At 68.7% G+C, this 15,539-nt stretch carries 3 protein-coding genes; all 3 read left to right on the top strand.

Translation table 11 applies throughout. The annotated features are described in order from the left end of the window. The first annotated feature begins 193 nt into the window (after positions 1-193). The 3 genes from PSPA7_RS22950 (at position 194) to PSPA7_RS22940 (ending at position 15,529) form a co-directional block, all read left to right on the top strand. Positions 194-12,748: a putative filamentous hemagglutinin family protein gene (locus PSPA7_RS22950; protein WP_012077082.1), complete on the top strand. Its 12,555-nt coding sequence runs from the start codon at positions 194-196 to the stop codon at positions 12,746-12,748. Positions 12,749-13,128: 380 nt separating this feature from the next. After that, complete coding sequence (locus PSPA7_RS22945; protein WP_003157022.1) at positions 13,129-13,731, top strand: transposase; 603 nt, start codon at positions 13,129-13,131, stop codon at positions 13,729-13,731. A gap of 163 nt (positions 13,732-13,894) precedes the next feature. Then, entirely contained in the window at positions 13,895-15,529 is a 1,635-nt protein-coding gene (locus PSPA7_RS22940) for a ShlB/FhaC/HecB family hemolysin secretion/activation protein (RefSeq protein ID WP_012077080.1), read from the top strand. Positions 15,530-15,539 lie beyond the last annotated feature (10 nt).

The following is a 15,539-nucleotide window of genomic DNA, read 5'->3' as shown; positions in this document are numbered from 1 at the left end:
TTCCCGCCTACAGGCGATACCCGGGACCGGTGGTGCGCAAGCACTGCCGGTTTCTTTTTCCGGCGCATAACCGCTTTCCATGAACTTTCCGTGACAAGACTTCGGCCCACCCCGTCGCCGGCCGTCTTCCCATCAGGAGTGCGCGTTGGCGAACCGGCGCGTCGAGTTGAACAGGCCCAAGGAATCCCGCGTCATGCCGTCTCGCCCGTCTCGCCCGTCCGCCCCTTCGTCAACCGTCGTTTCGCTCGATAGCGGCCTGCCGCGGCTGAAACCGCTGGCACAGGTCATCGCCCTGCTCATGGTTGCCGGTGGTGCCCAGGCTTCCCAGCCGTTCAGCGCGGCCTGGTTCGCTGCCAAGGGCGCCCAGCAGAGCGCTGGAGTCGCGCGTCCGGGCGCGCCGCTACCGGGCATGACGCCACCGCCGCTGGCCCAGCAGCAGAAGGTCAACCAGCAGTTGCAGCGTTCGTTGCAGAACCTCAACAACACCGTGGCGGCGATCGCCGCGCAGCAGGCCGCCCAGGCGGCGGGACGCCAGGCCGCGCTGGCGGCGCCGACGAATATCCCGGACGGCCTGGGCGAGGGCGGCCTGAAGGTGGACGCATCCCTGCCGTTCGAACAGGCCTGGCAGAACGCCAAGGCGCCGGTGCAGTCGCAAGATGGCGGGCGTACCACGGTGACGGTGGAGCAGACCGCCGATCGCGCGATCCTCAATTGGGAAACCTTCAACATCGGCCGGCAGACCACCCTGCGTTTCGACCAGCAGAGCAACTGGGCGGTGCTCAACCGGGTCAACGACCCGAGCGCCCGGCCGAGCCAGATCCAGGGCCGGATCGAGGCGGGCGGCACGGTGATGGTGGCCAACCGCAACGGTGTGGTGTTCAGCGGCAGCAGCCAGGTCAATGTCCGCAACCTGGTGGCCGCGGCGGCCAATATCAGCGACATCCAGTTCCGCGAGCGCGGGCTGTACTTCGATGCCAACGGCAGTCAGCCGAGCTTCACCGACGCCGCCGGAGCGGTACGGGTGGAGCGGGGGGCCTTGCTGCAGAGCGCCGATCCGGCCAGTTCCACCGCGGCAGGCGGCTACGTGCTGCTGCTCGGCAGCGAGGTGGAGAACGCCGGGCAGATCGTCACGCCCAAGGGCCAGGCGACCCTGGCGGCGGGCGATAGCTTCTACATTCGCCGCGGTGTCGGCACCGACGGCAACCTGCGCTCTACCACCCGCGGCAACGAAGTGGCCACCGCGCTGGTCGCCGGCAGCAGCGCCGGGCGGGTGGTCAACCAGGGCTTGGTCCAGGCCTCCACCGGCGACATCACTCTGACCGGCCGCCAGGTACGGCAGGAGGGGGTCGTCCTGTCCAGCAGTTCCACCGATGTGCGCGGTACCATCCACCTGCTCAATTCGGCCAGCGATACCAGGGGCAGCGTGGTCCTGGGCGAGGGCAGCAGCACCGCGGTGCTGGTCGACGCCAGTGGCGCCGGTGCGCTCGACAGCCAGCGCGATGCCGCCCAGCAGGCGCTGGACGGTGCCTCGCCGACCAACAACGTCACCGGTCGTTTCGACAACCTCAGTCGGGTCACCGATCGCAGCGAGCAGTCACGGATCGAGATCGTCAGCGGTGGCAACGTGGATTTCCAGAGGGGCTCGCTGACCCTGGCCAGTGGCGGCCAGGTGGCGGTCAGCGCCGCGGGCCGGAGCCTGCTGCGCGACGGCGCGCAGGTGGATGTCGCTGGCGCCGTCGGGGTGAAGGTGGCAATGGAAAGCAACAACATCCGGATCAACGTCCAGGGCAACGAACAGCGCGACGCACCGGTCAACCGCGAAGGTGGCGGGCTGGCCAGCAACGATGTCTGGGTCGACGCCCGCGAACTGGTGCTGGTCCCGGCCGGTAGCAACGGCTATGCCTCCGATCGCTGGTATACCGCCGGCGGCCTGCTGGAGCTGGGCGGCTATCTCGGCACGCGCAACCACTCGGCGGGCGAATGGATGGCCCAGGGCGGCACCCTCACCTTCACCGGCGGCGAGCTGGTCAGCCAGCCCGGCTCGGTGGCCAACCTCTCCGGCGGCACCCTCGACGTACAGGGCGGCCTCATCCGGCAAACCTGGCTAAAGGGCAGCGACGGGCGCCTTTACGAAATTTCCCGCGCCCCCGGCGACCTGCTCTACGAGGGTATCTATCGTGGCTTCGAGGACAGCAGCCCGCGCTGGGGACAGACGCGCTATTTCTACAATCCGCTGATCGCCCCGCAGAGCCGCTACGAGAACGGCTACATGGTCGGACGCGACGCCGGCCGCATGGTGGTCGGCACCGCTTCGGCGGTGCTCGAGGGCGACCTGCTCGGCAAGGTGTTCCAGGGTGAGCGCCAAGTGCGCGCGCCACAGCCGGGGGCGGATGGCTATCGGCAGGCGCAGAACGCGGTGGCGCGCGGCGCCGAGCTGGTCGTGGGGAGCTATACACCACGCTACGAAGGTGCCAGCGGCAACGTGTCGTACAACCTCGCACCGACTCTGCAACGGGTGCGCCTGGCCGATGGCGGCGGACCCTCGGCGGCGAGTCTCGGCCTGGACACCGCGCTGGCCGACGAGCAGCGCGGCACGCTCCAACTCGACAGCGAACGCCTGTCCGGTTTCGAACTGGGGGCGGTACGGGTGGCGGCGAGCGAGCGGATCGAGGTGGGCGACGCCCTGCAAGTCGGCAACGGTGGCGAGATCACCCTCTACGCTCCCGAGGTAGAGGTGAACGCCGATCTTGTCGCGCGCGCTGGCAGCCTTCGCCTGGGCAACGTCCTGGAACAGGTGGAGATGGTGCGTGGCGAGCGCCTCGATACCTACCTCGGCCCCGCCGCCGGCCAGCGTGCCGGCGTGACCCTGGGCGATGGCGTCAGGCTGGATGCGCGCGGCCTCTGGAGCAACCTGTTGCGCGGTGGCGTGGAAGCCGAGCGAGCCTACCTCGATGGCGGAAGGGTTTCCCTGCGTAGCAGCGGTGACCTGTCGTTGGGCGTGGACAGCCGCATCGACGTGTCCTCCGGCGCCGCGCTTCTCGCCGACGGCAAGCAGGTGGGCGGCAAGGGTGGCGACCTGACGCTGTCGGCCAACACCGGCGCGGCGGCGACCGACGGCCGCCTGCAACTGGGCGGCGAGCTGGCCGGCCATGGTGTCGCCGGCGCCGGCACCCTGAGCATCCAGGCGCCGCGGGTGAGCATCGGCGCGACGGCGCGGGACGACACCCTGGCGCTTGCCAGCGGATTCTTCGACAGGGGGTTCGCCAGCTATCGGGTGATCGGCGAGCAAGGCCTGGAAGTGACGGAAGGCACGCAGGTGCAGGTGCGGCGCCCGCTGTACCGTTTCCGCGACGACGCCGTGGCCATCGCCAGCGGCGCCGACCCGCTGCGCGCGCTGGAACCCTGGCTGGCGCCACTGTACGAGGAGCGGCCGGCCAGCGGCGAGCTGCTCCAGCGTCCCGGCGCCAGCCTGTTCCTGCAGGCCGGCACTCGCCAGACCGGTGCCGGGCAGGTAGCCGCCAGCGTCCTCGACATCGCCCGCGGCAGCCTGCTCGAGGTCGACCCCGGCCAGCGCATCGAGCTGCGCGGTGTCGGCCAGTTGAACATCGAAGGTCGCTTGAACGCTTGGGGCGGTTCGATCGAGCTGGGTAGCGTGGCGCTGCCCGCTCCGCAACGCGATCCGCTCGAGAGCGTCGGCCACCAGCGGGCCATCCGCGTCGGCGAGCAGGGCGTGCTCGATGTCGCCGCGCGCGCCGCGACCGCGCTGGATTTCCAGGGACGGCGCTACGGCCGGGTGGCCGAGGGCGGCAGCATCGTCATCGGCGGCACGGTCGAGCAGGCCGGCGGCAAGGCCGCCGCCGCCGAACTGTTCATCGATCTGCGTCCGGGAAGCCTGCTGGATGCGTCCGGCACCGAGGCATTGCTGGACATCCCGGGGGTTGGCCAGACCCGGGTCGCCAGCGCCGGCGGCAGTATCTCCCTGGCCTCGGCCAATGGCCTGTACCTGGACGGCGACTTGCGAGCCTTCTCCGGTGGGGAGGGTGCCGCCGCCGGCAGCCTGTCGGTGGCGCTGGCCACGCCGAACTACCTGACCAGCCTGGCGACCGACCAGGTGCTGCGCCCGCGCGAGCTGGTCGTCGCCCAGCAGCGCGATACCGCCGGGGAAGAGCGCGGCTACGCCTATGGCCATGGCCGCCTGGCGGCGAGCCAGGTGCAGGACGGCGGGTTCGGCGAGCTGACTTTGTTCAGTGACGGGCTGCTGAGCTTCGCCGGCGATCTGGAGCTGTCCCTGGCGCAACGCCTGAGCCTCTACAGCGGGGCGCTGGGACTCGGCGAAGGAGCCGCCGCCGACAGCCGGGTGAGATTGGCGGCGCCGTCATTGCTGCTGGCGGGAGCGTTCGTCAACGAAGCGGCGGAGAACAATGAAACCCAGCCGCTGTCGACCAGCCTGGCCCAGGTCTCCAGGCAGCCCAGCGAGGCGCGCTTCGAGGCCAGCGCGCAGGTGCTGGATATCCGCGACAGCCTGGTGTTCGGTTCGCGCGGCGGTTTCCGCGACGCCACCGGCGGGACGCGCGTGGTCGACCGGCGCGGCTTCGACCGGGTCGAGCTTTCCAGCACAGGCGACATGCGCTTGCTGGCGGGGAACGCCGAACCCATGGAACGTATCAACACCCAGCTGCTCAGCGCTGGCGATGTGCTGATTCGCGCCGCCCAGCTCTATCCGGGCAGCGGTGCAGGCGCGCGCATTCTCGCCGGCTACGGCTATCAGGCCGATGGCGCCGCCCCGGCATTCGACCCGACGCGCAGCCTGCGCATCGAGCGCAGCGGTGCGACGACGCCGGAGCAGCCGCTTGCGGTTTTCGGCAGCCTGTCGCTGGGGGCGGCCAGTGTCATCCAGGGTGGTGTCGTGCGCGCGCCACTGGGCTACCTGGAGATCGGCCAGAGCAATGGCGGTGCCGGCACGACCAACAGGGTCGAGTTGTTGCCCGGGAGCTTGACCTCGGTCAGCGGCGCCGGTCTGGCGCTGCCCTACGGCGGTACGGTAGACGGCCAGGCCTGGCGCTACGCCGGCAAGGAAGTCGTTCTGACCGGCGTGGGCGGCAGTTCCAACGACAGGGGAGTGTTGAAAACCGGCCTCGACCTGGGCGGCCTCTCCGTGCAGGTGGCGCCCGGCGCGACGCTGGATCTTTCCGGCGGCGGCGAACTGCTCGGCGCCGGCTTCGTCTCCGGTCGCGGCGGTTCCACCGACGCGCGCTACAACCCGCTGGTACGCATCGACGAGGATGGCCGCTTCAGCCTGCCGGGATTGGCCGACAATCCGATCTACGCCATCGTGCCCGGTGTCCAGCGCATCGCGCCGGTCGCCGCCGAACGTGGTGCCGTCGATCCGCTGGTCGGCCAGCAGATCAGCATCGGCGGCGGCGTGCCCGGCCTGCCGGCGGGAACCTATACGCTGCTGCCGTCGACCTATGCCCTGCTGCCCGGGGCGTATCGGGTCGAACTCAATGGCCAGGCCGGGCTGGGCCGCGCGTTGCCGACCCAGCTCATGCGCAGCGGCTCCTGGTCGCTGGCCGGGCAGTTGTCCCTGGCCGGGACCGGGGTACGCGACCAGTTGTACCGCCAGGTGCTGCTGACCCCGGCGGACGTGGTGCGACGCCATTCGCAGTACAACGAGACGAGCTACAGCGACTTCGCTCGAGCCGATGCCGCCCGCCGTGGTGTCCCGCGGCCGATGCTGCCGGAAGATGCGCGCAGCCTGCGCCTAGACCTGCTCGCCGGGGGCGGCGCCGACGCGCTGGCGTTCGACGGCCGTGGGCTGTTCCAGGCCGCCCGCGGCGGCTATGGCGGTAGCCTGGTGGTATCGGGCAACAACCAGCGGATCGAGATCGTCGGCGGCGGCGCGCAGGCCAGCGAGGGTTTCCAGGGCGTGACGCTGCGGGCCGACGATCTCAACGCCGTCGGTGCCGCCCGCCTGGTGATCGGCTCGACGCCAACGGTTCTCTACGGGCAGGGCGGCAACTACGTCAGCTTCGATATCACCGATAGCGCACGAAGTATTGTCCTGCGCAATGGCGCCGAGCTGGCCGCGCCCGAGGTGTTCCTCCTGGCCAACCGGCCGGGGGAGGCGATCAGCCTCGAGCAAGGCGCCGCCATCGTCACCCTGGGACGAGGGGCAGCGGCCTACGATGCGCGGGATGGTTTCCTGTATGCGCCGGGGGGGCGTTCCATGCTCGCCCTCTCCAACGGCGTGCTGAATGTATTGCCGCCGGAGGCGGGAACGCCGGATCGCGGTCCCGGCGACATCCTGCTCGGTGTTTCCGCTGCCGGCGGAGCGGCTGGCGAAACCCGGTTGTATTCCGAGGGCAGTCTGGTCGCGGCCACCGACAAGCGTTTCGTGCTCGACAGCAGCGTGCGCTACGGCACGCGTAACCTGACCCTGGCGGCGGGCGCCTTCAATGTCGGCGAGCAGGCGCTGCTGGCCGGCCTGGCGCAACGTGGCGTGCTGCCGACGGGGTTGGCGCTCGACCAGCGCCTGCTCGACCGCCTGCTGCAGGGCGATGCGTCGGAGGGGGCGCCGCCCCTGGAAACCCTGGTGCTGAACGCCCGCGACGCGTTCAACTTCTATGGTGATGTCGGCCTCGACTCCTACGATCCGGCGACCGGCCGTTCCCGCCTGTCACGCCTGGTATTGGGCACCCCGGCGATCTATGGCTATGGCGATAGCGACAGCGTCGCCTCGATCCGGACCTCCAACCTGATCTGGAACGGCGCGCAGACCCCGCCCGCCGGGGTCATCGCCGGTGGCGCCGGTAGCGGCCAGGGTACGCTGGACATCCGCAGCGAGCGTCTGGAATTCGGCTACGGCCCCTTCAGCCAGCCCAGCGCCATCGACAGCTACCGGCGCCTGGCGCTGGGCTTCGCCACGGTCAACCTGTCGGCCAGCGAGCGGATCACCGCCAACCACAAGGGCAGCCTCGCGGTCTACCAGAGCCAGGGCGAGTACCAGGCCGGCAGCGGCTATGCATACAGCGGCGGCGACCTCAACCTGATCACGCCCCTGCTCACCGGCGAGGCCGGCTCGCGCAACAGCCTGCTGGCCGGCGGCTCGTTGCGGGTCAGCGCGGGGCCGGGCAACGTGACGTCCGCTCCGCTCGAACTGGCCAATGGCGCCCTGGGCGCCGAGCTGGCCCTGGAAGGAGGGAGCCTGCTGCTGGACACTCGCGTCGGCCTGCCCAGCGGCAAGTTGAGCCTGACCGCGCGGGAGGACCTGGAACTGGGCGCCGGCGCGCAGCTCGACCTGGCGGGGCGGGCGGTCCGTTTCGATGACGTGACCCGCTACAGCTGGGGCGGTGAAGTCAACCTGCTGAGCCGTGGCGGCGATATCCGCCAGGCTGGCGCTTCGCGCATCGACCTGTCGGCGAGCAACAACCGGGCTGGCAGCCTGACGGCGGTGGCGCTGGGCAGCGAGGCTGGAGTGGTCGACCTGCAGGGGCAGCTCCTGGCGGCGAGCAGCGGCGAATACGACGCCGGTGGCACCCTGGTGCCATACGCTGCGGGCAGCGTCGAGATTCGCGCCCAGCAACTGGGTGGGGAGGGTACGCCAGACAGCCGGTTCGCCGACCTCAACCAGAGGCTGAATGCCGGCCAGGTATTCGGCGCGCGCAGTTTCCAGATCAAGCAGGGCGACCTGACCATCGGCAGCGAGGTGAAGGCCGCGGCGATCGAGGTGTCGCTGGACGGTGGCCATCTGCGCGTGAACGGTGTCCTCGATGCCAGCGGCGAGCAGGTCGGTAGTATCCGCCTGGCCGGCAAGCAGGGCCTGAGCATCGGCGCTGAGGCGCTGCTCGACGCCCATGGGCGCCGGCTGCGGGTGGACAGCTACGGCAAGATCATCGATTCGCCGAACCGCGCGGTGATCGAGCTGAATGCCGGAGACGGATTGCTCAGCCTCGGCGCCGGCGCCCGTATCGACCTGCGCCACGGCACCGCAGCGGCACCGGGCGGCGCGGCCGGGCAGAACGACGGCGTCGCCCGCGGCAGCCTCGACCTGTACGCGCCACGCCTGGGCGGGGCGACGGCGGGCGACATCGCGGTCGACGCCAGCGGCCCGTTGCAGATACTCGGCGCCCGCACCATCACCCTCAACGCCGTGCAACGCTACGACGATGCGCCGAGCGCCGCGCAGCCCGCGAGCAACGGCCGAGCGTACCAGGAGATCACCCAGGCCTATCTGGATGGCAAGCACCAGCAGAACGAGCTGTTCATGCAAGCCGCCCTTGCCAATGCCGCCCTGCTCGACGGCAAGCTGGCCGGCCTGAACGATGCCGCCTACGCTGACGCGTTCCACCTCCGCCCCGGACTGGAGATCGTCAGCGCCACGGCCGACGGCGACCTGGTGGTACAGGGCGATCTGGACCTCTCGGGCTATCGCTACGCCAGCCTCAACCCGCATACGGCAAAGACCATGGTCTACGGTTCCGGAGAGGCCGGTTCGCTGGCACTCCGCGCCGGCGGCGACCTGAACATCTATGGCAGCGTCACCGACGGTTTCGCCCCTCCGCCGGAAACCGACGACGACCAGGGCTGGCGGCTGCTTTCCGGCCAGGACCGCCTGGGCGGCGACCGGGTGGTGCCGGCGGCCGGCGTGCGCCTGGACGACGACAGCTTCTTCCCGGCGGGCAAGACGCTCAACTTCGAACTGCCGATCAAGGCCATGACTATGGCCGCCGGTACCCGACTGCCAGTCGAGGCGGTGCTCAGCCAGCCGCTGCGGCTGCCGGCGGGGACCGTGCTCGAAGGGGCGATCCTGGATGCTGCCGGCAATTTGCTGCAGCCGGCCGGCAGCCTGCTTGGCGAGGCCCTGGAGCTGCCCGCCGGCACCCGCCTCGGCGCGGGCAGCCGCCTGCCGCTGGCGACGCCGGTGATGGCCATGAGCTGGCCTGGCGGCGTGCCGTTGCCCGGCCGCGCCACGCTGGCCAACGGCGAGGCCGATGGCGTGCGCCTGGCAGGTGGACTGGAATTGCGCGCCGGGGCCTTCCTCCCGGCCGGCAGCGACATCCGCCTGCCCGATGGCGCCGCCTCGGTGGATGTGCGCCCGGTCGGCGCGGTTTCGCGCAACTGGGCCATTGCGCCGATGCTGACGGCCGGTTCGCAGTCCTGGAATTTGCGCCTGGTGGCTGGCGCCGACCTGCAGGCGGCCGATCCGCGGCTGACCGATCCGCTTTCCCGCGGGCAGATGCGTCTCGCCGATACGCACTATGGCATGCGGCGCATACCGGCGACGGGCGGCGGACTGGTATGGACCCAGGAGGGAGTCGATGGCTGGGGCGATCCCAGCATCAAGCCCGGCGACCCGCTGGACCCGGAAGCGCTGGGCTATCCGACGCTCTGCGATGATTTCCCGAGCTGGTGCGCGGCGAGTTCCGGCGGCATGGTATGGACCGAGGAAGGTGTGGCCGGCTGGGGCGATCCCGGCATCAAGCCGGGTGATCCGCTGGACCCGGAGGCGCTGGGCTACCCGACCCTCTGTGACGATTTCCCCACCTGGTGCGCGGCGTCCGGAGACGATTACGCCCTGGAAGCCGAACCCTACGCTTCGCGCTTCAGCGTGTTGCGCACCGGTACCGGCGATCTCGAGCTGTTCGCCGCTGGCAACCTGCGCATGGACTCGCCGTTCGGGGTCTATACCGCAGGTACCGCGAGCCTCGTCGATGCCAGGTACAACCTCCCACGCGCCAGGGATGGCGGCAGCGTTCTGCTCGATCCGGCGCTGGGCGGCTACGAGCAATGGGTGGATGGCGGCGAACAGAGCCTTTACAGCGCCTGGTATCCGACCCAGGGGGGCAACCTGACACTGGTGGTCGGCGGCGATCTGAGTGGCGACATACTGGGACGGCTGTCCGGTGCCGTGTCCAACACCGGCCAGGATTCGGCCGCTGTCGGCAACTGGCTCTGGCGCCAGGGCAGCGCGTCGACCGCCGGTACGACCGATGCCACCGCCTGGTGGGTCAACTTCGGTACCTATGCGCGCCGGCCCGGCAGCGAGGGGGCTGCCGCCGCCACCCAGCAGGTAGGCTTCACCGGCATCGGCACCCTTGGTGGTGGCGACCTGAGCCTGAGGGTCGCGGGCGATGCGGGTATCATCGAGACCCGTACGTCCAGCGTCGCGCAGGTGAGGTCGCAGCGCAGCCAGGGACTGGTGCTGGCGGTGGGCGGCAGTGGCCGGGTCGGCGAGGATGGCCGGTTGAGCCTGAGCGGCGGCGGCGACATGGACGTGCGCATCGGCGGTACGCTCAATCCGTTGACCCCTTTCGACCAGGGCAGTTCGCTGTACGGCGCGGTGATCAATCTGCGGGGCAATGCCCAGGTACGGGCGACGAGCCTGGGCGGTATCGACCTGCTCTATGGCCGTACGGATTCCCTGCAGGTTCCGGGCGAACGGCGGGCCTACGATCCTTTCGTCGCGACCCTCGGCCTGGCCAACGGCGGGCCGACGCTGGTTCCGGGCGACGCCACCTTCAGCCTGAACAGCCTGGGTGACCTGGTCCTGCAGGGGGTGGTCGATCCCGGCCGGGCTCCATTGATGAACGGCACGCCCTATACCAGCGGCGGCGTCGATGGCTACGGGCTGAGCGGTTTCTCGCTGTGGAGCGAACGCACGGCGATCGACCTGGCCTCGGCGGGAGGCAACCTGACCCCGGTTTCCCTGGGCAGGCCGGAGCAGGTCACCGACTCGGCGCTGGTCTACCCCGCCAAGCTATCCGCGGTGGCGCTTGCCGGCAGCCTCTACTACGGCAACGCGACACGGCGCGACAATACACGCAGCGACATGACCGCACTGGTCCTGGCGCCGTCGAGCCAGGGCCGTCTCGACCTGCTGGCAGGCGATTCCATCTATGCTGGCGGCTACAGCATCAGCCGCTCCGGCGCCAGTGCCGCCAGCCTGGCCACGCCGTCGAACCCGAGCTACCAGGGGTACACCGGGGGGGCGCGGCAGGCCGACAACCTTGCCAGCGACGGCAGCCGCGCGAGTTTCGAACTGTTCCCGCTGTTCGCTTTCGGCGCCAACAGCGTTTCCGGCGAATGGGGAGCGGCGCAGGAACCGTCGCGCTTCCATGCTCTCAGCGGAGACCTGGTCGGCGTCGACAGTGGACGGCTGCTGCGTTACACCGATCCGGGGGATGCGCGTTTCGGCCAGTTGCGGTACGAGGGCTACGGCGCGGTACGCATGCTCGCCGGCCGTGACATCGTCAGCAGCGGAACCGGACTGGGAATCGAGCGACGGTTCGCGAGCACGCTGGAGAACTACGCCAGCAGCGGCAATCTGTTCGTCAATACCCTGGCTAGCGACGTGTCGCTGGTGCAGGCGGGGCGCGACATCCTCTACGGCAACTTCAACGTCGCCGGGCCGGGCAGCCTGGAAATCAGCGCCGGGCGCAACCTGCTGATGGAAGACGAGGTGGCGGTCACCAGCCTGGGACCGGTCGCGCCGGGCGATGCTCGTTCCGGCGCCAGCGTCGTCCTGCAGGCGGGCGCCAGCCAGGCGGACTATTCCGGTTTCCTCCAGCGTTACCTGGAACCCGATAACCTTGCATTGGCGGCAGTGTCTCTGGCGGAACAGCCCGGCAAGGTAGTGCGGACCTACGAGAACGAGTTGGTCGAGTGGCTCGCCGGCCGCTATGGCTTCAGCGGCGACGTCCTCCAGGCGCGGGACTTCCTCGCCGGCCTGCCGGCGGAGCAGCAACGGATCTTCGCCCGCGAGCTGTACTTCGCCGAACTCAAGGCCGCTGGTCGTGAGTACAACGAGGCCGGTGGAGTGCGCCAGGGCAGCTACCTGCGCGGCCGCAACGCGATCGCCACGCTATTCCCCGGGCGCGACCCGGCAGGCAACCCGATCCGTTACGACGGCGACATCGTCATGTACGGTGGTGCCGGGGTGCACACCAACTTCGGTGGCGACATCCAGTTGCTCACTCCCGGTGGACAACAGGTGTTCGGCATCGAGGGCGAGGCGCCGCCGTCGAGCGCCGGCGTGGTGACCCAGGGCATGGGGAACATCCGCTCCTATGCCCAGGGCAGCATCCTCCTCGGCCAGAGCCGGATGATGACCACGTTCGGCGGGGATATCCAGATCTGGTCGGCCGAGGGAGACATCAACGCCGGGCGTGGCAGCAAGACCACCGTGGTGTACACCCCGCCGCGGCGCGTGTACGACGCCTGGGGCAATGTCAGCCTGTCGCCGCAGGTGCCCAGCACCGGCGCCGGCATCGCCACCCTCAACCCGATTCCCGAGGTGGCGCCGGGCGATATCGACCTGATCGCGCCGCTCGGCACCATCGACGCCGGCGAGGCCGGCATCCGGGTTTCCGGCAACGTCAACGTGGCGGCGCTGCAGGTGATCAACGCGGCGAACATCCAGACCCAGGGCCAGTCCAGCGGTATCCCGGTGGTGGCCTCGGTGAACACCGGCGCGTTGACTTCCGCCAGCGCCGCGGCCAGTTCGGCGAGCCAGGCGGCGGAAGATGTCAGCCGCCAGCAGCAGGCCACCGCGCGGCAGCGCATGCCCTCGGTGATCACGGTGCAGGTGCTGGGCTTCGGCAACGAGCGACTGGAGCCTTCGCGCGACGGCGCCAGCCGCGCGCCGGGCTACGACCCGGACAGCGCCGTGCAGGTGCTTGGCGCCGGCGCGCTCAGCGAGCAGGCACGTCGCCAGCTGACCGACGAGGAGCGCGGCAACCTGGCCTTGTAGGGCCGGGAAGGACCACTGAAGCCCTCCCCGCGGAGGGCTTCTTTTTTTCGCAGCAACCGCCACTGGGCGTGATCCTCGGGAGAACGTCCGTTCGTCCCCGCCGGTGGCTGGCGAACCAGGGGGCGCATGAAGTTTTCATGACAAAAGTTCGGTGGTGCGGCGGCCTTTCCGTCAATCAGGTGTGCATGACGAAAACGGAATTCCTCGATGACGACCAGGGATGGATACGAAGGGAAGCGAGCTGTTCCGGGTTACGCGAACCGGTTGCTGAAAAAGGGCGCGTCATTGACAACGACAAGCCCTGCTCTGAAACAGGAGAAATAGTATCCGCTAACGGCCGTCGGTGTTTCTACGGCGATGGCGAAGGACGGTGAACGTTGATGGAAAGTTATTCGAAGGTCGGTATGCAGGAGCTTGACCAGCGTTTGTCGAAGATCGTCGAGGCTGCGCGCAAGAAACCGGTGTCGGTTTATCGTTATGGAGCGCCGTGGGTCTGGATAGTGTCCCAGGAAGATTGGCAGGGCGCGCTCAAGGAAGTTTCCAGTTATATACCGCCCGGACATTCCCTGGCATTGCTGAAACCGCAAATAGAAAGTCTCCTTGGCGAAGAGGCGAAAGTCCTCTCGGGAATCGCCCGCGAGAACGCCATGCAGTTGGCGCCTGAGCCGTTGATCCAGGCCCTGTTGCTGCAACTGTTGTACGCGATTCCCAGCGAACAGCAATTGTACGAACAACTCAATTACAACCTGCTGTACCGCTGGTTCGTCGGCCTCGAGATGAAGCAGAAGATCTGGAGTTTCCCGGTTTTCGTCAGCGATATAAGCGTTCTGCTGAATAGCGCGGAGGCGGTGAAGATAATAGGCCGGATTATCGCCGAAGTAATTTCCGGAGACCTCATGCAGATGCCGGAGTTCTCCCTCAATTTCGCCTTGTTGCATACCTGGCAGGCGCGTCATGGCGGAGTGCGACAGCGGAATATCTAGCGCGCTGGTGAAAATAGAAAAGAACGAAATTTCATAAGGGCGGAGCACTGTTTTTCACAGGTTGTTCATGCGCCGTCGCTAGTTTGTTGCCTTTCATAGAACTGTTCGATGAACGGACTTGTTGAAGAGAACAATAAGTCCCGATGGAACTTCGGGGGACCGTGTGAAGCGTTCGCTGTTCAATTGTGCGCACCCGTTTCGCCAGCGCTGGTCGATCGGTTGCCTGGCTGTCGCATTGTCGTGCGCTTCGCTGGCCGACGAGGCGCCTCCCGCTGCGGCGGGAAGCGAGCCCCAGCGTCTGGTGGACATCAACGAGTACGTGGTGCGCGGCAACACCGTGCTGGACAACCGCGCCATCGAGGCGGCGGTGTATCCCTTCCTCGGGCCGCAGCGCAGCCTGGGCGACATCGAGGGTGCGCGCGATGCGCTGCAGGCCGCCTACCAGGAGAAGGGCTACCAGTCGGTGCATGTCGAGTTGCCGGAGCAGCAGGTGAACGGCGGGGTGGTCTACCTGCAGGTCACCGAGACCACTGTCGGTCGTGTCCGGGTGGTCGGCGCCAAGCACTATTCGCCGGTGGAGCTGCGCGAGGAAGTGCCGGCCCTGGAGGAGGGCAAGGTGCCCGATTTCGCCCAGGTCCAGCGTGAGCTGGCGCAGGTCAATCGCACCCCCGGCCGCCAGGTGCTGCCGTTGGTGCGCGAGGGCCAGCGGCCCGGGACCATGGATGTCGACCTGCAGGTCGAGGACAAGAATCCCTGGCACGCCAGCATCGGCCTGAACAACGACTACAGCGCCGATACCCGCCACCTGCGCTCGGTGGTTTCGCTGGGCTACGACAACCTGTGGCAGCTCGGCCACGCGGTGTCGCTGACCTACTTCACGGCGCCGCAGGACCAGGACAACGCCAAGGTCTGGTCCGGTTCCTACACCGCGCCGCTGAGCCAGCGCTGGAGCGTGCAGCTGTCCGGCTACCAGTCCGACAGCGACGTGGCCACGGTGGGCAGCATGAACGTGGTCGGCCAGGGCCACTCCTACGGCGTGGCGGCGATCTACAGCCTGCCGGTCACCGGCCTTTGGTCGCACTCGTTCTCCTTCGGCGTCGACTTCAAGGACTTCGAGGAACAGACCCGGATCGGCGGCAACAACGACAAGGTACCGATCAGGTACGCCCCGCTGACCCTCGGCTACAACGGTTTCCGCTACACCGAACGTTCCCAGCTGGCCCTCGGCCTGAGCCTGGTGGCCGGCACCGGCAGCGTCCTCGGCTACGGCGACGACGACGAGGCGTTCGACCGCAAGCGCTATCGCGCCAAGTCCGGCTTCGGCGTGCTCAAGGGCGATCTCAACCACACCCTGACCTTCGGCGGCGACTGGCAGGTGGCGACCAAGGCGGCCTTCCAGCTCGCCTCCGGGCCGCTGATTTCCAACGAACAGTTCGCCGCCGGCGGTGCCACCAGCGTGCGTGGCTACCTGGCGGCGGAGAACACCGCCGACGACGGCTACCTGCTCTCCCAGGAATGGCGTACGCCGTCCCTCGGACGCTTCCTCGGCAAGCGCGCCGGCGGCTACGTCAACGACTGGCGCTTCTATGTGTTCGCCGAGGGCGCGCAACTGCGCCTGCAGGACGCGCTGCCCGAGCAGGACGACGACTTCAGCCTGGCCAGCGTCGGCATCGGCACCCGCGCGCAACTCGCCGACTGGCTGTCCGGCAGCCTCGACTGGGCCTTCCCGTTGCTGGAAGGAACCAACACCGACAAACACGACTCGCGCCTGCATTTCAGCGTGCAGGCGAGTTTCTGACCCCGACCCC

The organism is Pseudomonas paraeruginosa PA7 (assembly GCF_000017205.1).
GTDB classification, from domain to species: Bacteria; Pseudomonadota; Gammaproteobacteria; order Pseudomonadales; family Pseudomonadaceae; genus Pseudomonas; species Pseudomonas paraeruginosa.
Note: the sequence above shows the minus strand (reverse complement) of the source record. Positions and strands in the feature narration are given on the sequence as shown.